Consider the following 24,355-nt stretch of genomic DNA (forward strand, 5'->3'; position numbering starts at 1 on the left):
CAGAACTGAGAACGGCCGGCCGGGCGGTACATCCACGCCCGGCCGGCCGCTCGGCAGGCTACTCCTCGTCCGGCTTGTGCCCGTGGTGCTCGTGGTGCTCGGGCCGGCGGTGACCGCCGTAGCGGCGCCCGGCCTCGATCGCCTCTTCCTTCGTGCGGAAGGGGCCGCTCACGTTGCGGGATTCGCCGGAGTTCCGGTTGTACCAGGAACCGTCCTGGTGATAGGTGTCCACATCATCTTGTGCCATGGTGGCTCCTTTGCTAGCTGAGTACTTTCTACTCCGGCCGCGCGTTCCTGTCCTGCGACAGTCGTCGGAACCGTGCGAACTCGCGAGTCGAGGTCGGCGACCTCAGGAGTCGAGGTAGCGGCGGATGAACACCTCGTGCGTGCGGAACCGGAGGCGCACCCGCACCATCGTGTACCCGAGCTCCCGCAGCTCCTCGGCCGTTCCGCGGGTGAGCCGGATGCGGTCCGGCGGTGCCGTCCAGCCTCCCGCACCGCGGTAGACGCTCACGATCCTGGGGCGGGCCGACGCCGAGCCGAACTTCTGTGCGCCGTACCGGGTGACGCTGTCAGGCAAGGGAGCCTCCTCATCGGTCCGCTGGACCGGAGGGCGATGACGATCGATGTCTCCGGCCCAGCGTTCGGAGCCGACGCGAGCGGGTGGGACGTGCGGCGGCTGCACCGCCAGGTTAGGGCGTGCCCGAACGCCCGGATAGGCCCCCGAACGGGTCGGGCCGAGGCCGAACGGGGTACCGGGCTCAGCGACCCGAGTCCTCGACCCCGATGGCGGCGGCCTGGGCGCGGCGCTGGGCGAGGGAGGGCGCCAGCGCCGCGGCGATGATCGCGAGCACCGCGACGGCCGCGCAGGCCCAGAACCCGATCGTGAACGCGTCGTCGGTCGGCAGGCCCTGGGGCGTGCTGTGCGAGGAGATGATCGCCGCGATCACGGCCGTGCCCACGCTGCTGCCGATGGTGCGCGCGATCGTGTTGACGCTGATCGCCTCGCCGGTGTTGGTCGCGGGCACGCTCTCGATGATCGCGTTCGAGACGGAGGCGAGGGCCAGGCCGATCCCGGCTCCGGTGAACAGCCCGGAGACCACCACCTGCCAGAGCTCGCCGTGGGCGATCGCGGGCAGCACGAACGCCACGGTGGCGAACACGCCGCCGAGCAGCAGCGGGGGCTTGGGCCCGACCTTCCGCACCAGGATGCCCGCGACCGGCCCGAAGATCACCATCATGATGACGGTGGGCAGCAGGAACAGCCCGGCCTGCGAGACGCTCTCGCCGAATCCGTATCCCGTCGCGCTGGGCAGCTGCAGCAGGGTCGGCACGAGCACGAAGGTGCCGAACATCGCGAAGCCGAAGACGAGCGCGACGAGGTGGGCCGTCCAGACGCCGCGGATCCGCATCAGCCGCATGTCGATCAGCGGCTCCTTGACCCTCAGCTCGACGAGCACGAACACGACCGCGGCGATCGCGCCCAGCACCAGCAGCCCGATCGTGGCGAAGGAGCCCCAGCCCCAGCGCTCACCCTCGCTGATCGCGAGCAGGATCGACACCACCGAGACGCCCAGGATGCCGGCGCCGAGCAGGTCGAGACGGCCGGGCGACCGCACGGGTGACTCGGGCATTCCGAAGATCACGCCCAGCAGGGCGACGACGATGAGCACGGCGGGCAGCCAGAACAGCCAGTGCCACGAGAGGTTCTCGACGATCGGTCCCGCGGCGACGATGCCGACCCCGGCGCCGATGCCGAAGATCGCCGAGAGCAGGCCGATCGTGACGCTGACGCGCTCCTTGGGCAGCTCGTCGCGGACGACGCCGATCGAGAGCGGCATGATCGCTCCGGCGGCCCCCTGCAGGGCGCGGGCGACGATCAGCACACCGAGGTTCGGCGCGACCGCGGCGAGCACGGTCCCGACCAGCAGCAGCGAGAGCACGATGATGAGCACCCGGCGCTTGCCGACCATGTCGCCGAGCCGGCCGAGGATGGGCGTCAGCACCGCGGCCGAGAGCAGGTACGCCGTCAGCACCCAGGACGCGTCGCTCGTGGCGACCCCGAGATCCTGCCCGATGGTCGCGAGTGCCGGGGCGACGAGCGACTGCAGCACGGCGAACGAGAGCCCTCCCAGCGAGAGGTACAGAACCACGAGCACCGTGTTCGGGCGCCGCGTGCCGGAGGCGAGGGAGACGGAGCCGGTCGACGGCTCCTCGGTCGTGCGGGACATCGTTCTCCTGGGGTGAGATGGGGGGGTGTAAACGTGGGTTTACACAAGCTTCCTCTGGCGGTCACAATAAGTCAACCCGCGTTTACATCGGAGCCGGGATCGCCTACGGTCGAAGGATGTCCGCAGCCTGACCCGATACGGTGTCCGCGAGAGAGGACCTTCGATGACGACGACCCCGCCCCGCCCGCGCGATGCCGAGGACACCCGGCGCCGACTGCTGCACGCCGCCCGCGAGCGCTTCGCCCGGGACGGGTACGTGCCGACCACGGTGCGCGACATCGCCGCCGACGCCGGCGTCAACGTCGCCCTGATCAATCGGTACTTCGACTCCAAGGAGGGCCTGTTCGAGGCCTGCCTCGCCCGGGTCGCCGAGGACGCGGGACGCACGCCGTCCTCCGACGGCACGCCGAAGGGCCTGATCGACGCCGTGGTCCGCACCCTCACCGAGGCGCCGGACGGGGAGCAGTCGCTGCAACTGCTGCTCCTGCTCCGCTCCTCGGGCGACGATCGTGCCGACGTCATCCGCAAGGAGGCGCTGCGCGAATTCGCCGGGATGCTGGCCGGAGCGGCCGGGAGAGCGGGAGGCGCGAGCGACGACGCCTTGCTCCGGGCCCAGCTCGTGCTGGCCGCCGGCATCGGGGTCGCTCTGTTCCGGCGCTCGTCGGGCCTCGAGCCGCTCTCGTCGGCCACGACCGACCAGCTCGAAGGCCCGCTCGCCGGCCTCGTCGCGACCCTGCTCGGTCTTCCGGGCGGCGGACCGGAGGCGGAGCCTACTCGCGCCCCTGCCGCACGGGAAGCCCCTGGGAAACCAGCCGATACCGGCCTACATTCGTAGAAGTAATCATCAGTGACGAGATGGTTCAGATGAATCCAGGCAGCCCCCGGATCCCCGTCCCGTGACGAGGGGCCGGGGGCTGTCGTCTTCCCGGGAACTCACACGTCTGCCGGGCTCAGAGGTCGTCGTAGTCCCGCGTGTCCGTCTGCTCGGAGACGGGCTCGCCCTGCGGCCGTGCGGGCGCGAGGTCGCCGATCAAGGCGCGCAGCCGTGCCACGAGTTCGTCGTCGACGACGTCGTCGAGGTCCGACTCCTCGGTCTCGGTGACCACCTGGCTCGCCGGGCCGAGGAGCAGGTTCGCTCGGCCGAGGGATCCGTCCTCGTGCCGGACGGGGATCTCCATCGACCCCGACGTGTTGTTCTTGGCGAGCGCTTCGGCGTAGTCGACGACGGCTTTCGCGATGGCGTGCCCGGTGAGCAGCGAGTCGTTGGCATAGTGGATGCGTTCCATACCCTGAAGCGTTCTCCCTTCCGTCGTTATCGGCAATGGGTGCGGGATGCGGCAATGGTGCGGTACGGCGGCAATGGATGCGGGATGCCGGTGATCGGCGTTGACTGACGGAATCATCACTTTTCAGAATCGGAGACCAGCATGAGCGACCCCAAGCCCGAGCCCCAGACCGACCCCTCGACCCCCGACCCCGAGACCGTCGACCCCGAGACGGGCACTGAACCCGACGGATCTCCGGTCGAGAACCCCTCCGGTTGACGACCTGCGCCCGTGACGCGCCGTCAGCGCTCGCGGGCGTGACTGATCGCCCACAGGATGCCGGCGATGATCGCGGCCCACAGCATCCCGAGGCCGAAGATCCAGCCCGGCAGCCGGATGCCCGGGATCGCGCTCACGGCGAGACCCGCGATCGCGCAGGCGCCGGCGAGGCGCATCAGGCCCTTGGCCACCCTGCGCACGATCACGATCCGGCGGGCGCGCTCCGTGCGCGACAGCCGATTCCCCATGACCTCGAGTTTACCCGGCACCTCGCGCGCTCGACGCCGGAGCAGACGGGGTTGACGAACGCCCATCCGAAGCGAAGGAGCACCACGATGAGAGACGAATCCCAGGGATTCACCCTGACCCGCGAATTCGACGCCACCCCCGAGGCCATCTGGACGGCCTGGACGGATGCCGACGAGGCAGCCGCCTGGTGGCATCCCCGCGGCCTCACGACCCCGCGCGACACCGTGAGCATCGACGCCCGTGTCGGTGAGCACTACCGGTACACGATGGTCGACGAGACGACCGGCGACTCCTACCCCACGGGAGGGGTCTACGTCGAGGTCGAACCGTTCACGCGGTTGGCCTTCACCTGGGGCGATCCGGCGGCCTCGCCCGCCGATGCCCCGCTGGTCACCGTGACGATCGCCGATCTCGGCGAACTCACCCGGCTGACCTTCGAGATCACGGGCGTCGACGGCATGAGCGGCGACTCGGACTTCTTCGACGGCTGGGAGAGCGCCCTCGACGGTCTCGCCGAGCACCTGGGGCAGCTCGGCGTACGCGGCTAGACCGCAGCAGCTCCGCAGCCCGTCCCGGGCCGGACAGGCCGATGGCCGGGCACCGCGTCTCACGACGCAATGCCCGGCCATCGGGCCGTGGGGCGGAGATCCGCCGGGAGGCTACTCCTCCGAGCCGCTCGGTCCCGCATCCGCCGCGTGGCGACGGCGACGGGTGATCAGGACGGCTCCGCCGCCCAGCACCAGCAGCGCGACCACGATCGCGAGCGGGATCATCACCGTGGCTCCGGTCGACGCGAGGTCGCCCGTGGCCGATCCCGATCCGGTGCCCGTGCCCGCCGGGGCGGACGTGGCGCTCGGGCTCGGGGTGCCCGTCGGGGACGGGGTGGCGGTGGGCGTCGGCACGGCGGCCGGCACGACCTCGATCGTCACGCTCGCCGACACGTCACGGAGCGTTCCCGTGATCACGTGCGGGCTGGCGTGCGGGAAACGCACGGTGGCGCCCTCGATCACGTCGGTCGCGACCGAGCTCGAGAACGTCACCGCGGAGGTGACGTCGCCGAGCGATTCGCCGTCGGCGTCGAAGCCGGTCGCGGTCAGGGTGACCGAACCGCCCTGGTCGACGCTCAGCGCGCTCGCCGTGACCTGGAGGCTCCGCACCGCGTCCGCGACGGTCGACCAGAGCGCGTACACGGTGGTGTCCGCGGTGATCGGGGTCGCGAAGTCGAACGGGACCGTCCGGGCCTCGTCGGCGAACCAGCCCTGGAAGACGAAGCCCGCCTCGGCCGGCTCGGCCGGTTCGGTCGCGGTGCCGTCGTAGACGACCGTCTGCGGGGCGATCGCCGTGCCGTGTCCGCCGAGGTCGAAGGCGACGGTCGAGGGGTCGGGCACGCCGAGGCCGCCCGCGGCGACGGCGGCAGCCGTGCCGCCGACCACCGGGAGGGTGATCGAGCTGACGGTGGTGTCGAGCGAGACGGTCGCGCTCGGCGACCCGGCCACGAAGCCCGAGAGGTTCGTGGTCAGCACGACGCCGATGCGGTGACCCGCCTCGAAGACGTGGTCGTACGGCTCGAGCGGCCAGCTGAACGTGTACGGCTGGCCGGGCACGACCGGCGTGGCCTGCCCCTCGATCAGGGAGTCGCGGTTCGACGAGTCGAGGGCGCCGCGGGCGACGCGCCACTGCTCCACGGTGGACGAGCGGCGCTCGACCTCGAGGTAGCACGCGTTGTCGCTCGCGCTCTGCTCTCCCCAGCACGAACGCACCGCGGTGTTCACGACGCCGTCACCGGGGCTCCGCGGGATGCGGGTCGCGGTTCCGTAGTCGACCAGCAGTGCGCCGAGGTTCGACTGGTCCTGGCTGAGCGACGCCGTGAGGTCGATCATCGCCTGGCCCGACACGTGCAGCGGCTCCGTGAGCGGCTGCGAGAGGAACGACAGGCGCGAGGCCTGCTGACCCTCGGGTGCGGTCATCAGCGTGTTCTCGTTCGGCGAGTTCGCCGGGCCCGTGAAGCTCACGGTCGGGAGCCCCGTGCTGTCCTGCAGCTGCAGGGTGCCGGCGGAACCCGCCGTCGTGGCCGCGAGCTTCAGCTCGACGTCCTCGGTGCCGGGGACGGGCCAGCTGGTGTAGTCCTCGTAGACGCCGGGCTCCATGGTCTCCACGGTCGCCATCGGCTCATCCATGATGCCGTTGGGCACGCCCTGCAGCCAGTAGTCGAACCAGTGGTGCAGCGTCTGCACCCACTCGGCGCGGTTGTAGTCGAACGGGTCGACGTGACCGAGTCGGGCCAGCCAGATCTTGCGCGGCACGTTCTGCTCGCCGAGCTCGGTCCAGTAGTCGCCGAGCTGGCTCATCCGCACGTTGTCGTCGTTCAGGCCGTGCACGGCGAAGACCGAGGCCTTCACGTCGCCGACGTCGGTGCGGTAGTCGCGCGCCGCCCAGAAGTCGTTGATGTCACCGGTGGCGTCCCCGTCGACGAGGTTCATCGCATCCCGGGTCGGGGCGCAGAGCGCGCGCCGGTCGGGGTTCGTGACCGTGTTCGACAGGCTGGCCGGGTAGTGCGTGTTGTGGCGGATGCCGCCGGTGCGGGAGTAGCCGTACCAGTTCGAGATGGCCGAGATCGGGACGATGGTCGTCAGGCCCTCGACGCCCGTGGCGGCCACACCGTTGGCCAGCGTGCCGTCGTAGGACTTGCCGATCATGCCGGCCTTGCCGTTGTGCCAGTCGGCGGTCACCGCGGCGCCGGAGTTGTCGTAGCCCGCGACCCGGCCCTGCAGCCAGTCGATGACGACCTTCATGCTCGCGATGTCGCCGGGGCCGCCCTGCATCGGGCACCCGGTGGAGTAGCCCGTGCCATCCATCTCGGCGAGGATCACGGCGTAGCCGCGGGGCACGAAGTAGTTGTCGTAGAACAGCGGCCAGACGTCGTTGATGCCGTCGCCGTCCGTGTCGGCGATCAGCTGCGACTCGTTGCCACGGCCGACCGTGGTGTAGTACGGGCTGGCGTCGATGATCGCCGGCACCTTGAGGCCCGCCTCGGAGGCGGCGGGGCGGATGATCTCGATCGAGGTGACGTCGTCGACGCCGTCACCGTCCTGATCGACACCCGCGACGGGGATCTTGATGTGCTCACGCACGGCGTCGGCGTAGCCGAAGACCGGGGCGGTCTCGCCGTCGACGATGCTGATCTCGTCGACACCCGGTGCCGCGAAGGCGGCGGCCGGAGCGAAGACGGGGGAGAGGGCGAGTGCGGTGGCCGCGACGACGGCTCCACCGAGGCGACCGAATCGCCCGGGCCTGTATCGACCCCGCCTGGGATGGGAATCGGACTGTGTGCTGTTCTTCAACGAAGGCATGCCTTATGCCTATCGGTTCATCTACAGGCATTCATAGTGAATTGATTCACAGTTCACATGCTTTTAACAATTTCACGTCGGGACCGCGAAGGAGAACCCGGTGAGAGAAGCGGTGTACGGCCCGGCCTGAACCCGAAACAGACGGGGCCGTACACGGCATGAAGTGAGGCTAGCCAAAAAGCGTTGAGACTCCAACTCCCAAGTCTCAAGCGACCCGGGCGGGCGGGATCCGGCCTAGTCGGCGGCGGGGCGCGAGGCCTGTGCGGCCGTGCTGGCGGTCGCGGTGGAGACCGCGGCGAGGCCCTTCGCAGCGGCGACCGCCGCGGCGGCGGCCGGCGTGGTGACGCGGGCCTTGGGGAAGACGAAGCGGTTCATCGCCCAATAGCGGAAGGCCATGGCGATCAGGGTTCCGAGGATGGCGCCGCTCGCGAAGTCGGCGATCTCCTGCGTGAGGAGCGAGACGTTCGGTGTCGCGAGACCGAAGAAGTACCGCGAGACGTACAGCGGAGCCGAGTTCAGGCCGATACCGATCAGGCTGACCGCGGCGAAGAGCAGCATCTCGTGCCAGGTGCGCAGCTCGCCCCGGTCGTCGAAGGACCACTTCTTGTTCATCCAGTAGGAGAAGATCGTGGCCACGATGGTGCCGATCGCCAGCGCCGTGACGGGCTGATCGGGGATGACGAAGATCTTCAACCCGTAGTTGATGACCATCGTGATGACGAAGGAAGCCCCGCCGATGATCAGGAATCTGATCAGCGAAGGGTTCGCTGTCACCACTCGGAATACTGAACGCACTTCACCACCGTATCCCCGGTCGGCTAGGAACTCGCTGAATGCCCGATCCGTGATGAATTCGATATCCGGAGGATCCGGCGAGCGACGAGGGCGCCCACGAGCGTGCCGAGCGTGTTCGCGATGACGTCGTCGACCGTGCCGTACCGTCCGGCGATGAAGAAGAACTGCAGGGTCTCGATCAGGCCCGACGCGGCGAACCCGGCCAGGATGATCCATCCCCAGCGCCCGCGGCCGAGCACGACACCGCCCAGCAGCCCCAGAGGCACGAACATCACGACGTTCGCCAGGAACTCGACCTGCGGATAGCCCAGGAAGACCAGCAGCCTCCGGTCGTGCAGGGCCTTCAGCACGTGTTTCAGCCACTCGCCCTGGCTGCCGGCGTCGACCGGTGTGGGCCAGGCGACGATCACGAGGACCACGACAGCGTAGACCGCCAGCAGCACGGCGGCGGCCAGGCGCAGTCGGGCGGGGCGCAGGCGGCCGGGGCTCGGGCGGGGCGTGCGCGGGCCGGGTTCGCGCGGGCCGGCCGGGGCGGTCAGGACGGCTCCGTCGAGAGGTCGACGACCGCGGAGATCAGGCCGTCCGCGTCGCGGGCGCCGAGCCCGGTCAGCAGCTTCCGCCACATCTGAGGCAGCTCGACGCGCAGGTCGACGGGGCGCAGGCCCTGGTTGTCGGCCTCGTAGACGCCGAAGCTCGTGCTGGTGATCATGTCGGCCACCTCCTGGACGGAGGAGGAGGGCGGCAGCTGGCCCGAGGCGACCGCCTCCTCGACCTCGCCGCGGATGAACGCGGTCCAGTCGAAGGGCGGCTCCGGGAGGTCGATGCCCCGCCGGGTGCGCTCGAGCAGCAGTCGCACGGTGGCGCCGCCGTACGGGCCCGAGCGGGTGTCGAGCGCGGTGGTCAGCAGGAGGCTGAGCAGTCGCGGCAGGCCGGCCGGCGCCTGCGCCAGGGCGGCGGCGTGGAAGCGCTCCCAGACCGCGAACTGCTCCTCGACGATCGCGCAGGCCATCTCGTCCTTGGAACGGAACTGGTAGTAGCTGAGCGCCGACTTGGGCCGGCCCATCCGCGCCGCGATGCTCGAGAAGGTGGCGGCGGCGAAGCCCTGCGTCGCGAACTCGGTCGCGGCGGCGTGGAGGATGGCGGAGCGGGTCTCCGCCTTCTGCTGCTGGCGCGTGGGCATGGCGTCAGCGTAGTGCCGGCGGTCCCCGGCACCTGGGAGTCGCGAGGGAAAGGGGAAGGCCCGCTCCCCGGTGTGGGGAACCGGGGAGCGGGCCTTCGTCATGTCGTCCAGCCGATCGGCGGGGCGGGGCTCAGCCTGCGGTGCAGGGGGTGAGGTCCTCGACGGCCTCGGTCAGGGTCGCGACCCCGCCGAGGAGGGTGACCTGGCGGGCGCCGAGCGCGGTGATCTGCGCCAGGGTCTCGGCCGGGACGCACCCGGACGGGACCGTGAACAGCGGAGCACCCAGCTTCGGAGCCAGCGCCGACCCGGCGAGCGCATCCGGGAACTTCTCACCCGTCGCCAGGAGGACCCGGTCGGCCGAGGTGAAGAAGTGCGCGTTGATCGCCCGCGACGACGCGTACCGGTCCGCACCCGACAGACGCTCGGTGGTCGCGATACCGGCCGCGGCGGTCTGGATGCCGGCTGAGACCGACCCCTCACCACCGGCGATCACGATGTCGGTCACCTTCAGCTCCTTCAGCAGGTCGGTGGTGGCCGCATCCAGAGCGGATGCGGTGCCGTCGACCAGGATCACCGGACCCTGACCGGCGATCGCCGAACCCGCCGACAGTGCGTCGGGGAAGTTCGACCCCGCCGCCAGCACCGCGGTGCTCGCGCCCGGCTCCGCGCCGGACCCGGTGCCGAACGCCGACTCCGCGATCGCTCGCGAGGTCGCGTAGCGGTCGGTGCCCTGCAGGCGCTCGACCGGGGCGATCTTCGCCAGCTCCGCCTCGACGGCCGGGCTGATGGTGTTCGGCCCGCCCACGATCACGATGGAGGACGCCTTGAGGCGTCCGATCTCATCCGAGACCGCGCTCGAGACCGAGCCGGCCTGGGTGAGCAGGATCGGCGCACCGGCGACCGCGGCGGCGGGCGCCGCCGACAGCGCATCCGGGAACGACTCGCCCGACGCGACGAAGACGGTCTTCGCGCCCTCGGGGAAGCCGGCCATGGATGCGGCCACGGAGGCCTCGTACCGGTCCGCGCCCGCGATCCGGTCGACCGGGATGGTCACCTGGAGCGCGGCCGTGGCCGTGAACGCCGACCCGGCGCCGACGGCCGTGAGGGCCGCCTCGCCGAAGGCCGCATCCGCGGGGACGGTGGCCGTGAACGACACCGAGCCGTCGGTGCTGACCACGGGGGCGGCGACGGATGCACCGGCGAGGGTCAGCGAGACCGACTCGCCGCTCCGGAACCCGGACCCCGTGACGGTGATCGTGTCACCCGGGTGCGCGGTCGCCGACGACAGGGTCAGCGTGCCCGGGGCGGCGAGCGCCTCGGCACAGGCGTCGCCCTGCGTGCCGACCGGAGGCAGCGGGGTGCCGGGCTGGCCGCCCGTGACCACACCGTCGTCCTCGCGGACCAGGATGCTGCCGAAGGCCTCGCCGAGGGTCGCACCCTGCTGGGTGTTCGACACGTTGGTGATGTAGCTCGCCGACGCGGCGGAACCCGCGGTCGAGTCGCCCTGCACCGCGACGGTGACCGGCTTGCAGATCTCGCCGACCGCGAAGTCGACCTGCTGCATGGCCGAGAGCACCTTGCTCGAGCCGTTCGGGGCGATCGCGCTGACGTACACCGTGGTGGGCACCTCGGCGGGGCGGGAGAGCACGACCGGGAGATCGGCGTAGCTGACACCGGCGCCCTCCTCGACCTTGACGTCGGTCATCGAGACGAACGGTCGGGTCGAGAGCTCGGGCGTACCGAGCGTGACCGGCTTCAGCAGGCTGAGGTCGGAGAGCAGCACGCCGCCGGCCGCCCGGGGCGCGGTGAGGCGCACCTGCTGCACGGTGGTGATGTCGACGCCCGTGAAGGCGGTCGTCGGGATCTCGATCTGCTGCAGCAGCACCTTGCGGAGCGGGTCGACCGAACCCGGCAGCACCCGGAGGGCGTCGCCGAAGCTCGAGGCGGTGACGGAGGCCGTGCCCCCCTTGGAGTCGACGACGGTCACCGTGAGGTCGGTGCTGCCACCGACCGCGACCGAGTCATCCGGAGAGACCCGGAACGACAGGCTCTCGTGAGCGCTGAAGTCCGAGGCCGCGGCCGGGACCGGGATGCGGAGCTGACCGGCTGCCGCAGTGGCCGAGGCCGGAGCGGTGTAGGTGAAGTGCAGCGACGGGGTCGACGGCACCGAGGTCGCACGGCCGTTGCCGTACGGGGTGCTGAGGAAGCCGTAGTCCGGCGCCTGGGCGAAGCCGAGCTTCGTCACGCAGTACGGCAGCGTCGACGGCACGTCTAGCGGGCTCATGCTGACGCACGCCTGGTAGGTGCCGGCGCCGGTCGCCTGGATGGTCTGGTCGGGAGCCGTGAACAGGTTGATGTCCGTGCGGTCGCTCGGGGCATGCGTGGCGGAGACGCGCACGTCGGCCTTCGAACCGGCCGAGGCGGGCTTCGCATCCGAACCGTCGAACATCGGCATGAACTCGTCGTCGCCGCCCAGGGTCAGGCGGAACCACGCGGCGATGTAAGCGTTGCCGGCCTGGTACTGCTCGTCGCTGTTCAGGCGGGTGGTCGAGACGTTGGCGCCACAGGTCGGGTCGGTCTGACGGGAGTCCATGATGGACCAGTCGTCGCTCGTCGCGACCGGGTACTTGCCGGGGGTCCACGCGGTGTTGAAGAAGTTGTGGTTCGTCCCCATGATGAGCACCGAGGAGCGGAACACGTCGTCGCCGTAGGCGTGACGGGAGTCGTCGATGTACTTCTGGCCCATCTGGTCCTCGACGTCGCCGTCGCAGTAGGGGAGGACGACCGCGGTCGGGATGCCGGGCACCGTCATGCGGGTGTAGTCGGTCGGAGCGAGCGGGAGGACCGCCTTGATGCCGTAGGGCTCGCCCTGCTGCAGGTTGAGGAGGGCGGCACGCATGATGCCCTCACCGCCGCGGGAGTGGCCCATCAGGCCCACGTTGCCGAGGTCGAGGTGGCCCTTGAGCTCGGGGCTCAGGCCGTTGTCGACGCCCTCGTTCGCGGCGCGGAGCAGCGCGAGGTGATCCATCACGAGCTGGGCACGGGCGAGCGCACCGGTGTCGTCGGCGAGCGTGCCGTCGAGTGCGTTGATCGCGTTCGCCGAGATCGAGACGACGGCGTAGCCCTGCGACGCGAGGATCTGCGCCGCGTCGTTGTAGCCGAGGTAGCTGGCGACGTCGACCTGGTTCGGTCCGCAGGGCCAGGCGAGCGGGTTGCGCGTGCCGCCGGTGCAGGAGGTGTGCCGGCCGTGCAGGAAGACGACGACGGGAGCCTCGCCCGTCACGCCCTCCGGCATGAAGACGGCCGCGCGGATCTCGCCCTTCCGGTTGAAGCCGCGGATGTCCTCGGCCTCGTCACCGAGGTTGTAGTCCAGGCGCTTCACCGCGTAGCTGCCGGCCGCGGTCGGGTCGGCGGCGAGCACCGGGTTGACCAGCGTCGAGGGCAGCTGGGTGGCGAGCTGCTCGGCCGCGGAGCGGTCGACGTCGGCCGCGACGGCGGGGTCGCCCGAACCGAGCCAGCCCTGGTCGACGACGGTCGCGGTGGCCGCGGCCTCGTCGGGGGTCGTGACTGTCAGGGTCAGGCCGTCCAGCGACTCGGTCGCGGCGCCCAGCTCGACGCCGTCGGCCCACAGGGTCGGGACGTCGCTGCGCACCTCGATCGGCTCGCTCAGGGTCTTCGTGACCTGGTAGCCGCCGGGCACCTCGGTGACCGTGAAGTCGTCACCGGCTGCGACGGGTGAGGCGATGGACAGGGCGGCGGCTGCTGACACCGCTGCGGGGGCCGCCGGGGCGGCGAACGCCGGAGCGCTCAGGAAGGCGGGAGTCACGGCGGCGACGACGGCCGTGAACACGGCTGCCGCCCTCCACCGCGGATGTGATGCGGACACAGGTCTCCTACTCGGTAAAAGGGGGGATCCTCAGCACGCTATCGGCGCGGGCGAGGCCGGAAGGCCCGCGAAATAGGATGGAAACACACTGTTTACAGACGATCGTCTAACGAACGGCGACGGCCGGTCGTGACACACTTCTCGCAGGACCTCGGGGGGAGGGGACGTGCCGGCACTTCCGCAGGGAGCGAGTGCGCGCAGCTCCGCCGCCGCCCTCTCCAGCGCCACCCTCGGCCTCGGCTCGAGCGCCCTGGTGATCGCGGCCGTCCTCGTCGTGCTGCGGAACATCGCCTCGCCGGACCACGACTCCTGGGCGGCCCTCCTCCTGCTCGTCCCGCTGGCCGGGCTCATGGTGCTCGCCCATCTGAGGCGGACCGTGCCGGTGATGGTGCTCTACCTCGTCGCCGGCTCGGCGTGCATCGGCGCGTACGCGGGGATCATCCTGATGAACGCCCCACCCGCGCTGGCCGAGTCGCCGTTCCTCCTGGCCCTGCCGCAGATCGCCTTCGTCTACACGATCGCCCCCACCGTGCTCGGCGCCCGGTCGATCGTCTTCATCGCGCTGGCCTACCTGTTCGGGCAGACGGCCGTGCTCCTCACCGCGATCTGCACGGGGATCTTCCCCCGTTTCGACTCGATGACCGCCTTCTCGACCTTCGTGATCCTGGCGGTCGGGGTGTCCAACCTAGTGTTCCGCCGGCGTTCGGCCGTCGATTTCCGGGCCGTCGAACGAGCCCGCCGCGAGTCGGACGCGATCGCCTACCAGCAGGAGCTCGAGGCGCAGGTCGTCGCGCTCTTCCACGACACCGTGCTGAGCGAGCTCACCGTGCTCTCCCACCAGGAGCCCGGCCCGCTCAGCGACACCCAGCGGGGCGCCATCCGCCGCGACCTGACCATGATCGAGGAGGGCGCCTGGTGGCCGAGCCACACCGCGGGCCCCGACCGCGGCACGCTCCCCGGGCTCGTCGCCGAGGTCATCGACGGCATGCGGAGCGAGGGCCTCGTGATCGAGGTCGGCGGCGACATCGCCTCCCTCCACCGGCTGACGCCCGAGGTCGTGACCGCGACCGCGCTCGCGCTCTGGCAGGCCCTCGTCAACGTGCAGCAGCACTCCGGCACGGACCGCGCCGAGATCGGGGTCGACGGCGCTCCGGATGCGGTGGTCGTGATGGTCGCGGACGCCGGCTCCGGCTTCGACGAGACCGCGGTCCCGGCCGACCGTCTCGGGGTGGCCCAGTCGATCCGCGGCCGCATCCAGGACGTCGGGGGCGAGGTCAAGCTCTGGACCTCGCCCGGCAGCGGAACCGCCTACCTGTTCACCCTCCCGGTCGCTCCCGAGCACCGCTGGCCGGGGGAGGCGACGCGACCATGAGGGGCTTCCTCGCCTGGCGGAGCGCTCCGCACCGCTTCGACCCGATCAGCGCCGGGGCGATCTATCCCCTGATCGGGGTCGCCGGTGCCGGTGTGCTGGTCTACGCCATCCTCAGGACAGTGATCGGCGCCGACCTCATCACCGACGCCGCTGCCGCCTCCGCCGCGCTGCTGCTGCTCGTCGTGGCGACGTCGATCCTCGTCGTCGTGACCGATCCCGTCCGCACCCCGGTGCGGTTCCGCGGCTTCGCCGCCGCCGTGGTCACCGTGAACCTCGCCAACATCGCCTCGGCCGTCGGCAGCTGGGACTCCGCCGACCTGATCTGGGACAGGTGGGGGCCGATCGTGGTCGGCGTCCTCATCCTTGCCTTCGCCGAGTTCCGGCCCGGGCGCGACCTCGCCGCGGCGACCGCGGTGTCGGCGCTCGCCGTCGGGGTCACCTCCGCGCTCGAGGCGCCGACGAGCTCGATCCCGGCCTCGACGACCGCCGCCGTGATCGCGGCCACCCCCGTCATCCTCTTCGGGGCCGCAGGAGCCGTCTTCTCCTACCGGGCCAGCCTCGCGCTCTCGCGAGAGGCGGAGTCGGCCGCGAAGGAGGTGGGCGGGCTGACGCGCCGGGTGCGCATCCGCGTGCGCGAACTGCTGCGCGAGACCGGACGCAACGCCCTCTCGGTCGAGCTCGTGCCGTTCCTCACGGGCATCCTGGAACGCGACGCGGTCGGCGAGGCCGACATCCTGCGGGCGCGGAGGATGTCGGCGGTGCTGCGCTCGGTGATCATCACCGACATGGGCCTGCCCTGGCTCGAGCGGATGGCGAGGGCGAACCCCGGCGAACTCGTCGTGCGCGACGAGGCGGGGCGGGGTGACGAGTTGTCGATGGAGCAGAAGGTGGCGCTGCGGGCCCTGACGACCGCGGTGCTGCGGCTGCGGGCCTCCGGCGAGTTCGGGGAGCCCGGCGACCCGGTGCGGCTTCGAGTGGATGCGGTGGGCCGGCATCGGAGCGTGCTGCTGCGGTTCCCGTACGACGGGACCGAGGCGGGAGCCCGGTTCCGGCTCGGGACGTTCTTGACCGTGATGGGGTCGGTGTTCGGGCGCTCGACCGTCACGGCCGAGGAGGGGGAGCTCAGGCTGCTCTTCGCCTATGAGGCGGAGGCTGGCTAGTCGGGCTGCCTGGCTAGTCGGGCTGCCTGGCTAGTCGTCGATGCCGCGGCTGCGCGGCTGCACGACGGGCATCTCGTCGATGCCGCCCGAGAGGCGCGCGATGGCGGCATCCGCGTCGTAGTTCGGGTCGGGCACGATGAACGCCATGATCATGGCGTGGTACGAGATCGCCGCGAGCGAGACCTCGGCCGGCCGGCCGTCGTTGTCGACGTTGTAGCGGGCCTCGACCAGGTCGGGGATCGTGGTGCGAGCGATGCCCAGGCCCTCGATGATCGCGGCCGCGGCCACCACCAGGGGCCGGTAGTCGTCGTTGAGGTCGGGCCGCAGACGGTAGCCCACCGCCGGCACGATGTTGCGGTAGAACACCTCCATCTGGTCGAGGAAGGCGAGTTCGCTGTTGCGGAGCGCCTCGATGATGCGCTCGCGCACCCGCTGGTCGGGGTAGGAGAGGGCGGTGCTGGAGAGGGCCACGTAGGTGCGCCACTGCACCGAGGAGGTGACCGACTCGAAGTTCTGCTCGGCCGCGATCCCGGTGACGTCGACCAGGATGCGGCGGCGGCCCTCGGCGGTGCGCAGCTCGTCCGCGCGGAAACCGAGGTACTCCCAGGTCGCGACCAATGACTCCTCGTCGGCGCGGCCGGGGGAGACCTGGTTGGCGACCTCGCTCAGGAGCTCCTCGAAGAAGGCCTCCTTCGACTCCCAGATGCGGTACACCGAGCTGCGGGGCACGCCGGCGGCCTTGATCAGGTCGTCCATCAGCAGGTGCTCGAAGCCGACGGTGAGGCCGTTGCTCTGCACGAGGGCGAGGGCGGTGTCGAGAAGCTTGGTGCGCACCTCGTCCTTGGGGACGCGAACGCGACCCGCGGCCGACTTGGACCAGCTGTTCTCAGACATGATTGCCCTTTCCGGAATCATCTTGGGACATCTTGTCTCAAGTTGCAAACGACATGCCGCGCTTCTATGCTCGGGTCAAACGGCTGCGTGCGCCGCGCGGACACGCCGGACGGCCATCCGCCCCTTGTTACGACGGAGGATTCGAAGTGGTCCGGATGACGACTGTACGGGTCCCAGCGCGAAGGTCGAGCGGTGTCGCGTATTGATCGATCCGTCAGCAATGCTGCGGTCATCCCGGTCATCGTCGGGTCCCCGGCCTTCCTGACCGATCCCGAAGCGCGCCTCGCCACCGGCATCATCGGGATCAACGGCGTCGCCCTCCCCGGGTTCGAGGACGCCTACCACCAGCACTTCGAGTTCCGCCGCCGGGTCTACGTGGAGCAGACCGGTCAGCTCGACCCGTCCGATCTCTCGGACGACGGAACCGATCGCGACGCTGACGACGCCCGCTCCGTCACTTTCGCGGTGCTCGAGAACGCGCCGGAAGGCGTCCGGATCGTCGGCGTCGCGCGCACGATCATCAAGGGGGCCGACGGCGTCGACCGGCCGCTGCCCGTCGAGGAGTTCTGCCCGGAGCTCTTCGCGGAGGATCCGCTCGACCTCGGCAGCGTCGAGGTGTCTCGCGTGATCGCCCGGCACGAGCGCGTCGCGATGCAGGAACTGGTGCAGTGGCACCTGTTCGCCCTGATGTCCTCGTACTTCTCCTCGCACGACGTCGGCCGCACCTTCGCGGTGATCGAGCCGTGGCTCGAGCGCCACCTCGCCGGCGTGCTGGCGATCTCGCGGATCGGCGAGCCCCGGTACATCGAGCACTACCTCGACTACAACCTCCCGGTCGAGTTCGACCTCGCCGGGTCGGCCGAGCGGATCACAGAGCGGAACGCCACGATCCTCGGCCAGCTCGTGGCCGCCGACGGCGCCCTGGAGTACTTCGGCCGGATCTCCCGAGTGCAGCGCGAGGCCGCTGCGGCCGCTGCCGCGGGCTCAGCCGTCCCGGCGGTCGTCGCGGCCCCCACCCCGTCCTTCTCTGCCGAGGCTGTGGTCGAGGGCGGATGAAGTCGCTCGACGCGCCCGAGTTCTCGCGCAACTACGGGTTCTGGAGCGAAGCGGAACAGGCGGCCCTGATGAACTCCCGGGTCGCCATCGCGGGGGTCGGCGGTGTCGGCTTCCAGGTCGGCACCAAGCTCGCCCGGATGGGCGTGGCCAGTTTCGCCGTCGCCGATCCCGAGGAATTCGAGCCGCAGAACGCGAACCGGGTGCCGGGGGCGTCGGCGTCCACCTACGGCCGCTCGAAGGTCGACGTCTTCCGTGAGCAGGTGCGCGACATCAACCCGGATGCGGTGGTGCACCGGTACCACGACGGCGTGACGGTCGAGAACGCGGCCGAGTTCCTGGCCGGGGCGACCCTGGTCTTCGATGAGTCGGAGACCACGCATCCGGAGATCGGCACGACGATCGCCCGGCATGCCCGCGTGCTCGGCATCCCGGATCTGCTGGTGGTGAACGTGGGCTTCGCCGCGACCGTCACGGCCTTCCACCCGCGGAGCCGCTTCACCTTCGAGCGCTTCATGGGGCTCGGCGACGACGCCCCGCTCGACGAGATCGCGCAGCAGAAGATCGACTTCGGCCGTTTCCTGCCGTACGTGCCGCCCTACAGCGATCTGCGGGGCCTGGTCGCGATGACCACCGACGGCCCCACCGGCGAACGTCCTTCACTGCCGTCGATCGCCCCGGGGGTCGATCTCGCGAGTGCGATCGGAACGACGCAGGCGTTCCTGCACCTGACCGCCGCGGCCGGTGTCATGAATCGTCGCCGCAGCCCGATCTGGGCGCCCCGGCTGGCGCTCCTGGATGCCTACCTGATGCGCGGCAAGGTCATCCGCGCCTCCCGCGCAACCCACCTCCGCCACGTGCTCACGGCGGCCCTCCGCGACCGCTTCGGCCGCAACCCCGCGGCCAGCTACACCCACGCCGACCTCGCCCGTCGCGCCCCCGCCCCGCCCCGCCCCTGAGGCCGTTTGCCTTGCTGAGGTATTCTCAGTGAATGGCCCCTTCCGCTGACCAGCCCCGCATCACGAGCCTCGATTTCGTCCGCGGCGTCATGCTCGTCGCGAGCATCACGGTCAACTCCCTGCTCGCGACCGAGCCGTGGTTCGCGCACGCGCCCTGGGACGGTGTGCAGCCGATGGATGTGATCTTCCCGGTGTTCGTCACCCTCACCGGGTGCGGGCTCGCGTTCGCGTTCCATCGGCGGGTGAAGCTCGGGCCGCTCGCGCGGCGGGTGGCGGTGCTGCTCCTGGTGGGGCTCGTCTACAACGCGATCGCCCTCGACTCCTGGGTGGGGGAGACCTGGTGGTTCACCGGGGTGCTCCAGCTGTACGCCGGCGTCGTCGCGGTGATCGGGCTGCTGCACCTCGTGCTCCGCGGCTGGATCGCCTGGGGGATCGCGACGGTCGTGCTCGCGGCCGGCCACGCGACGCTCCTCGCGGTCTGGGCGAGGGGATGCGAGGGCGGCGTGCTGTCTGCGACCTGCAACCCGTCGGGGGTGATCGACCCGATGCTCTTCGGCGGCATCCACCTGTATCACCAGGGGGCGGCGGGGTACGACCCCGTCGGGCTCGTCGCGCTGCTGGGAGCCCTGATCAGCGCGTCGGCGGGTGCGACGGCGGGACACGTGCTGCTCGCCGTCCGGCGGCGCTCGTCGCGCCCTGCTGCCCTGACCCGCCCTCCGGGCGGAGGTGTGGCGACCGCGACTCGCGGGCCTCGCGGCGGGGTGACGGCCGCCATCCTGCCTCTCGGCGCCCTTGCGCTAGCCTTCGCGCTCCTAGCGCAGCTCTCGCTCTGGGTGCCCGAGCTCGTGACCGGTGACGTCCCCCTCGTGATGAAACGGCTCTGGACCCCGCCGTTCGCGCTCCGCGTCGCCGCCGTGACGACCATCGCGCTCCTCGTCGGCCACCTGATCGCCGACCGCCGACGGCTCGGCCCCGTGACCCGGGTGGCGATCTGGCCGCTGGTGGCCCTCGGGCGCAACAGCCTGCTGGTCTACTTCGGGTCGCACGTCGTGATGAGCGTGCTCGAGCGGCCCACCGCATCCGGGGTACCGATCGCCGAAGAGCTCGCTCAGAACTTCGCCATCGCGGGTGACGCCCAGCTCGGCTTCACCGTGGCGGCGCTCGCGTTCTGGATCCTGCTCGCGTGCCTGATGCGCCGTGCGGGCGTCTATCTGAGACCCTGAGTGACCCGCCGGTGGCCTGGCGGCAGCCTGGCGGCGAGCTGGCGGAGGCCGCAGTGGTAGGAGGCATCCACCCCCGCGGATGCCTCAGTGCCGTCGCGTCAGACGGCGATCCTCATGATGGGCCCGGTCGCATCGGCGGGCGTGTAGTGCTCGATCGCGTCTTCGGGAGCCTCGAAGGGCCCCTTCCAGGCGAAGCGGTCGTGCCGATGCGTGAGCTTCATGTGCCAGCCGTCCTTCATCAGATACACGGTGGCGAGCGGCGTGCTCGTCTCCGGATCGTCTTCCGGGCGGCAGAGGATCGCGATGGTCTCGCTCTTGCGGTGGATCACAATCTCGTTCACGAGACCGAGAGTAATCCTCCCAGCCAACGCGCATGTTACGAGGAGAATAAAATCTGACGCCAGGTTGCGCCGGATGTCGAATTGGCGGCGCCCTGGGTCTTCTCCCGGAGGCCCGACAGTGTAATGTGAGGCCAACGGGGACGTCCTAGACGGTCCTGGATCATGGCCGTAAGGGTAACGGCTGAACATGACGGGACCGTTGACGCCTCCTTGCGGGATGAGAGTATCGGGTCCTCTCATCCCGCTAAATTTTTGCCCGCGGCGTGCTTGAATGCTCGGGTGAAGCTGAAGCGCGTGCACCACATCGCCGTCATTGCGACCGACTACGAACGGTCGAAGGCCTTCTATCTCGACGTGCTCGGCTGCACGCTGTTGAGCGAGGTCTACCGCGCCGAGCGCGACTCGTGGATGGGCGACCTGGCCCTCAACGGCGAGTACCTGATCGAGCTGTTCTCCTTCCCCGACCCGCCCGAGCGGCGCAGCTGGCCCGAGTCGACCGGCCTCCGGCACCTGGCCTTCGCCGTCGACTCGGTGGCGGATGCGCGGGCCGAGCTGCTGGAGAAGGGCGTGCGCTGCGAAGAGCTCCGCACCGACCCCCACACCGGCGCCGCGATGATGTTCTTCTTCGACCCCGACGGGCAGCCGCTGGAGCTGTACCAGGCCTGACCGGTTGCACCAGTTTCGAACATGTGTTCGAATAGAGCATGCGCTGGAACGGACAGACCCTCGTCGCCGAGGCACCCACGGCTCTCCCCGGGCTCGCCCGGCTGAACAACCTCGTGCGGAGCGTGCAGACCCCGGAGTTCGCGGGCATCACGTTCCACGAGGTGCTCGCCAAGAGCGCGCTCAACCACGTGCCCGGCGCCAGCACCGTCATGCCCTTCGCCTGGACGATCAATCCCTACCGCGGCTGCTCGCACGCCTGCGTCTACTGCTTCGCCCGTCCGACGCACTCCTACCTCGAGTTCGACGAGGGCAAGGACTTCGACCAGCAGATCGTGGTGAAGGTCAACGTCGGCGAGGTGCTCGAGCGCGAGCTCGCGAAGAAGTCGTGGAAGCATCCCGCGGTCGCACTCGGCACGAACACCGATCCCTATCAGCGCGCCGAGGGCCGCTACGCCCTGATGCCGTCGATCATCCGGGCCCTGGCCGGGTCGGGCACCCCGTTCTCGATCCTCACGAAGGGCTCGCTCCTCCGCCGCGACCTCGACCTGATCTCCGAGGCGGCCGAGGTCGTGCCGGTCAGCATCGCGATGTCGATCGCGATCTACGACGACGAGCTGCAGCAGTCGATCGAGCCAGGCACGCCGAGCACCAAGGCGCGGCTGGCCACGGTCTCGGCCGTGCGCGAGCGGGGCCTGGAGTGCCAGGTGTTCCTGATGCCCGTGCTGCCGCTGCTCACCGACACCGTCGAGCACCTCGACCGCGCGTTCGGGATGGCGGCAGCCTCCGGCGCCTCGAGCGTGGTCTACTCGGCGCTGCACCTCAAGCCGGGGGTCAGGCAGTGGTTCTTCGCCTGGCTCGAGCGCGAGCATCCTGAACTCGTCTCGCCGTACGCCCGCATCTACGCCAAGGGCGCTTATGCGCCCAAGGAGTACCGCGAGTGGCTCGCGGCCCGGGCGAAGCCGCTGATGCGGAAGCACGGGCTGAATCGCGCGCGTCCGGCCGGGACGACCGGAGGACCCTCGTGGTCGCAGGCCGCGCCGACGAGATCCGCCCCAGGCGGATTCGCGCCGGTGGGGTTCGCGCCGGCGTCGGTGCTGCCGAGCTTCGGGCCCGTCGGGGATTCGCAGCCCATGCTGTTCTGACGCCGGATGCTGTTCTGACGCCGGATGCTGTTCTGGCGCCGGACAGAGAAGTGGCCGGTCGCGGATGGGGAACCGCACGACCGGCCACGAGACCGGCCGAGGATGGGGATTCGGCGGCCAGTCTCCAATTCGGGTGAACTGATGTGACCATGGTGCGCCCGATTTCCCCATGAGCCCTGCATTTCGGCTGGCAATTCACCCGGACGCTCACCCCCGACCGGCGAGTGCGATGCGCGAGCTAGGGTATTCGGGTGGCGAAACTGTATTTCCGGTTCGGGGCGATGAACAGCGGCAAGAGCACCGCGATGCTCCAGGCTGCCTACAATTACGAGGAGCGCGGTCAGCACGTGCTGATCGCGAAGCCCTCCATCGACACCAAGGGCGACATGCGGATCGTCTCGCGGCTCGGTGTGACGCGGGATGCCGACTTTCTGATCGCTCCCGACACCGACGTGCGCGCCGAGTTCGCCGAACGCCGTGCCCGAGCCCTTCGCGAGACCGGGGTCGACATCAGCTGCCTGCTGATCGACGAGGCGCAGTTCCTCACTCCGGCCCAGGTCGACGACGCCCTCCGGATCGCGATCATGGACGGTGTCCCTGTGCTCGCCTACGGCATCCGCAGCGATTTCCAGACCGCCGGCTTCCCGGGCAGCATCCGTCTGCTCGAGGTGGCGCACAGCCTCGAAGAACTGAAGACGATCTGCCGGTGCGGCCGGAAGGCGATCTTCAACGCCCGGCGGATCGGCGACCGGTACGTCTTCGACGGCGAGCAGGTCGCGATCGACGGCCAGGACGTGACGTACGAGTCGCTCTGCGGCGCCTGCTACCTCGAGGAGTCGCACGGGGTTCTCGGCCGGGCGTGACCTGACGGGCGTGACCTGACGGGCGTGACCTGACGGGTCAGCGCACGCGGTCGCGCAGCGAGATCGACTTGCCGATGACGACGGCGATGGCCGTGGCGATGGCGAGCCAGGATGCGGCGATGATCCCGATGACGGTCACTAGCTCCACGACGACTCCCGACTTCCCGCTCCGCTGGTCGGAACTGTTCGAGAGTACGTCGGGCCGAAGATCCCTCCGGATGCTCGAGCTCGTTTTCATCCTCCGTATCACCCTCGGACACGGGGCGACCGGGAAACGAGAAACCGGCCGGAGACTCAGTCTCCAGCCGGTTTCTCGTTTTCTTACTGTCGGGGTAGCGGGATTCGAACCCACGACCTCCTCGTCCCGAACGAGGCGCGCTACCAAGCTGCGCCACACCCCGAAGTGGTTCGCTACGTCTCCGCAGCTGAGGCCTCAATAAGGATAGCCGATAATCCGGCGTCCCGAGAACGCCTCCGCGCCGGCCCTCTGGTCAGGGCTTGGGCGCGAGCGTGAGCAGCGTCGCCTCGGGGCGGCAGGCGAAACGGAACGGCGCGTAGATCGAGGTTCCGAGGCCCGCCGAGACGTTGAGGTACGCGGAGTGGAAGCCGCGTCGCCAGAGGCTCAGCCCCTTGACCTGGTCGCGGGGGATGTCGCAATTGGTGACCAGGGCCCCGAAGCCCGGCACGCAGACCTGGCCGCCGTGCGTGTGACCGGCGAAGATCACCTCGGCCCCGTGGGTGACGAAGGAGTTGAGCACGTACTGGTACGGAGCGTGGGCGACACCGATCGTGACGCGGGGCCCCCGGTCGTCCTCCTCGCGGAGCTCGTCGAGTGCTCCCGGGATTCGGTCGAGCCGGTCGAAATGCCGGTGCGGGTCGTCGACTCCGAAGAAGTCGATGATCGTGCCGTTGATCTCGAGGGTGACCGCGCGGTTGTTCAGGTTCTTCCACCCCAACGAGGCGAAGTAGCCCTCCAGAGCCGGGGTGTCGAGCCGCTCGACCGTCGCCGGGTGCTTCGACGGGCCCATGAAGTACCGCAGCGGGTTCTTCAGGGTGGGTCCGAAGTAGTCGTTCGAGCCGTTGACGTAGACGCCGGGGATGCCGGCGAAGGCATCCAGAGCCGAGCGGATGCCGGTGAGGCCGTCGCGATGGCCCAGGTTGTCGCCGGTGTCGACCACGAGGTCGGGCGCCAGGCGGGCGAGCTCGCTCACCCACTGCTGCTTGTCCTCCTGCCACGGGGCCATGTGGAGGTCGGAGAGGTGCAGCACCCGGATCGGGGTGGATCCGGCTGGCAGCACCTCCACCGTCGCCGTGCGCAGCGTGTACTGGGTGCGCTCGACCACGACCCCGTAGGTGAACGCGGCGGCGCCGGCTGCCGCGACGACGCCCAGGGCGGTCGCGGCAGCCCGTGTGCCGGTGGTCACGAGCGGGTGCTCACGGTGTGATG

General features: G+C 70.1%; 23 protein-coding genes and 1 tRNA gene. 10 read left to right on the forward strand and 14 right to left on the reverse strand.

The window, feature by feature from the left end; translation table 11 throughout:
• Window positions 1-58: 58 nt before the first annotated feature.
• The 3 genes from HSO01S_RS18455 to HSO01S_RS16540 form a co-directional block, all read right to left on the reverse strand.
• Window positions 59-247 carry a DUF2188 domain-containing protein gene (locus tag HSO01S_RS18455; RefSeq protein ID WP_084361776.1) on the reverse strand — a complete coding sequence of 63 codons (189 nt, stop codon included), beginning with the start codon at window positions 245-247 and terminating at the stop codon, window positions 59-61.
• Between the two features lie 102 nt (window positions 248-349).
• Window positions 350-580 carry a hypothetical protein gene (locus HSO01S_RS16535; RefSeq protein WP_066043420.1) on the reverse strand — a complete coding sequence of 77 codons (231 nt, stop codon included), beginning with the start codon at window positions 578-580 and terminating at the stop codon, window positions 350-352.
• Window positions 581-761: 181 nt separating this feature from the next.
• On the reverse strand, window positions 762-2,231 hold the full coding sequence (locus tag HSO01S_RS16540; protein ID WP_066043421.1) for an MFS transporter: 1,470 nt from the start codon (window positions 2,229-2,231) through the stop codon (window positions 762-764).
• 163 nt (window positions 2,232-2,394) lie between these two features.
• On the opposite strand from HSO01S_RS16540, the gene HSO01S_RS16545 reads away from it, so the two are divergent.
• The gene (locus HSO01S_RS16545; protein WP_218003830.1) at window positions 2,395-3,066 is read left to right on the forward strand and encodes a TetR/AcrR family transcriptional regulator; all 672 of its coding nucleotides are present in this window, start codon (window positions 2,395-2,397) and stop codon (window positions 3,064-3,066) included.
• Between the two features lie 115 nt (window positions 3,067-3,181).
• Here the strand turns inward: HSO01S_RS16545 and HSO01S_RS16550 are convergent, their stop codons facing one another.
• Entirely contained in the window at window positions 3,182-3,517 is a 336-nt protein-coding gene (locus HSO01S_RS16550; protein WP_066043422.1) for a hypothetical protein, read from the reverse strand.
• 281 nt (window positions 3,518-3,798) lie between these two features.
• Window positions 3,799-4,023, reverse strand: coding sequence for a hypothetical protein (locus HSO01S_RS16555; protein WP_066043423.1), 225 nt, complete (start codon window positions 4,021-4,023; stop codon window positions 3,799-3,801).
• An 87-nt stretch (window positions 4,024-4,110) separates the two neighbouring features.
• On the opposite strand from HSO01S_RS16555, the gene HSO01S_RS16560 reads away from it, so the two are divergent.
• Entirely contained in the window at window positions 4,111-4,572 is a 462-nt protein-coding gene (locus HSO01S_RS16560) for an SRPBCC family protein (protein ID WP_066043424.1), read from the forward strand.
• A 111-nt stretch (window positions 4,573-4,683) separates the two neighbouring features.
• Here the strand turns inward: HSO01S_RS16560 and HSO01S_RS16565 are convergent, their stop codons facing one another.
• The 5 genes from HSO01S_RS16565 to HSO01S_RS16585 form a co-directional block, all read right to left on the reverse strand.
• The gene (locus HSO01S_RS16565) at window positions 4,684-7,374 is read right to left on the reverse strand and encodes a CocE/NonD family hydrolase (protein ID WP_066043425.1); all 2,691 of its coding nucleotides are present in this window, start codon (window positions 7,372-7,374) and stop codon (window positions 4,684-4,686) included.
• A gap of 234 nt (window positions 7,375-7,608) precedes the next feature.
• Window positions 7,609-8,148, reverse strand: a complete 540-nt coding sequence (locus tag HSO01S_RS16570; RefSeq protein ID WP_169800001.1) for a GtrA family protein — start codon at window positions 8,146-8,148, stop codon at window positions 7,609-7,611.
• A 44-nt stretch (window positions 8,149-8,192) separates the two neighbouring features.
• The gene (locus tag HSO01S_RS19150) at window positions 8,193-8,792 is read right to left on the reverse strand and encodes a VanZ family protein (RefSeq protein WP_084361777.1); all 600 of its coding nucleotides are present in this window, start codon (window positions 8,790-8,792) and stop codon (window positions 8,193-8,195) included.
• Window positions 8,705-9,349 carry a TetR family transcriptional regulator gene (locus HSO01S_RS16580; protein ID WP_066043427.1) on the reverse strand — a complete coding sequence of 215 codons (645 nt, stop codon included), beginning with the start codon at window positions 9,347-9,349 and terminating at the stop codon, window positions 8,705-8,707. Before HSO01S_RS16580 ends, HSO01S_RS19150 begins: the two co-directional genes overlap by 88 nt.
• A 130-nt stretch (window positions 9,350-9,479) precedes the next feature.
• Entirely contained in the window at window positions 9,480-13,235 is a 3,756-nt protein-coding gene (locus HSO01S_RS16585; RefSeq protein WP_157079128.1) for a cell wall-binding repeat-containing protein, read from the reverse strand.
• A 166-nt stretch (window positions 13,236-13,401) separates the two neighbouring features.
• On the opposite strand from HSO01S_RS16585, the gene HSO01S_RS16590 reads away from it, so the two are divergent.
• Window positions 13,402-14,607 carry a sensor histidine kinase gene (locus HSO01S_RS16590; protein WP_066043429.1) on the forward strand — a complete coding sequence of 402 codons (1,206 nt, stop codon included), beginning with the start codon at window positions 13,402-13,404 and terminating at the stop codon, window positions 14,605-14,607.
• Window positions 14,604-15,767: a hypothetical protein gene (locus HSO01S_RS16595; RefSeq protein WP_066043430.1), complete on the forward strand. Its 1,164-nt coding sequence runs from the start codon at window positions 14,604-14,606 to the stop codon at window positions 15,765-15,767. The genes HSO01S_RS16590 and HSO01S_RS16595 overlap by 4 nt, the downstream gene beginning before the upstream one ends.
• A 30-nt stretch (window positions 15,768-15,797) precedes the next feature.
• Here HSO01S_RS16595 and HSO01S_RS16600 read toward each other — a convergent pair whose 3' ends face one another.
• Complete coding sequence (locus HSO01S_RS16600; protein WP_169800003.1) at window positions 15,798-16,661, reverse strand: TetR/AcrR family transcriptional regulator; 864 nt, start codon at window positions 16,659-16,661, stop codon at window positions 15,798-15,800.
• A gap of 192 nt (window positions 16,662-16,853) precedes the next feature.
• Between HSO01S_RS16600 and HSO01S_RS16605 the strand changes: the two genes are divergently transcribed.
• The 3 genes from HSO01S_RS16605 to HSO01S_RS16615 are packed head-to-tail and all read left to right on the forward strand — an operon-like array spanning window position 16,854 to window position 19,896.
• Window positions 16,854-17,717, forward strand: coding sequence for a hypothetical protein (locus HSO01S_RS16605; RefSeq protein WP_174523001.1), 864 nt, complete (start codon window positions 16,854-16,856; stop codon window positions 17,715-17,717).
• On the forward strand, window positions 17,714-18,673 hold the full coding sequence (locus HSO01S_RS16610; protein ID WP_066043431.1) for a ThiF family adenylyltransferase: 960 nt from the start codon (window positions 17,714-17,716) through the stop codon (window positions 18,671-18,673). Before HSO01S_RS16605 ends, HSO01S_RS16610 begins: the two co-directional genes overlap by 4 nt.
• Window positions 18,674-18,705: 32 nt before the next feature.
• Window positions 18,706-19,896 (forward strand): heparan-alpha-glucosaminide N-acetyltransferase domain-containing protein, encoded by a 1,191-nt coding sequence (locus tag HSO01S_RS16615; RefSeq protein WP_066043432.1) that lies wholly within the window; start codon window positions 18,706-18,708, stop codon window positions 19,894-19,896.
• Between the two features lie 98 nt (window positions 19,897-19,994).
• On the opposite strand, the gene HSO01S_RS16620 is transcribed toward HSO01S_RS16615, so the two are convergent.
• Window positions 19,995-20,237 carry a hypothetical protein gene (locus tag HSO01S_RS16620; protein WP_066043433.1) on the reverse strand — a complete coding sequence of 81 codons (243 nt, stop codon included), beginning with the start codon at window positions 20,235-20,237 and terminating at the stop codon, window positions 19,995-19,997.
• A 279-nt stretch (window positions 20,238-20,516) separates the two neighbouring features.
• On the opposite strand from HSO01S_RS16620, the gene HSO01S_RS16625 reads away from it, so the two are divergent.
• The 3 genes from HSO01S_RS16625 (at window position 20,517) to HSO01S_RS16635 (ending at window position 22,908) form a co-directional block, all read left to right on the forward strand.
• The gene (locus HSO01S_RS16625; protein WP_066043434.1) at window positions 20,517-20,903 is read left to right on the forward strand and encodes a VOC family protein; all 387 of its coding nucleotides are present in this window, start codon (window positions 20,517-20,519) and stop codon (window positions 20,901-20,903) included.
• Window positions 20,904-20,941: 38 nt separating this feature from the next.
• Window positions 20,942-22,045, forward strand: coding sequence for an Rv2578c family radical SAM protein (locus tag HSO01S_RS16630; RefSeq protein WP_066043435.1), 1,104 nt, complete (start codon window positions 20,942-20,944; stop codon window positions 22,043-22,045).
• Between the two features lie 251 nt (window positions 22,046-22,296).
• On the forward strand, window positions 22,297-22,908 hold the full coding sequence (locus tag HSO01S_RS16635) for a thymidine kinase (protein ID WP_066043436.1): 612 nt from the start codon (window positions 22,297-22,299) through the stop codon (window positions 22,906-22,908).
• A 327-nt stretch (window positions 22,909-23,235) separates the two neighbouring features.
• Here the strand turns inward: HSO01S_RS16635 and HSO01S_RS16640 are convergent.
• Together HSO01S_RS16640 and HSO01S_RS16645 are read right to left on the reverse strand one after the other, a co-directional pair.
• Window positions 23,236-23,309 (reverse strand) — tRNA-Pro (locus HSO01S_RS16640).
• A gap of 90 nt (window positions 23,310-23,399) precedes the next feature.
• A complete protein-coding gene (locus HSO01S_RS16645) occupies window positions 23,400-24,332 on the reverse strand; it encodes a metallophosphoesterase (protein ID WP_066043437.1) in 933 nt (310 codons plus the stop codon).
• Between the last annotated feature and the right edge of the window lie 23 nt (window positions 24,333-24,355).

The sequence above is a fragment of the Herbiconiux solani NBRC 106740 genome, assembly GCF_001571005.1.
GTDB classification, from domain to species: Bacteria; Actinomycetota; Actinomycetes; order Actinomycetales; family Microbacteriaceae; genus Herbiconiux; species Herbiconiux solani.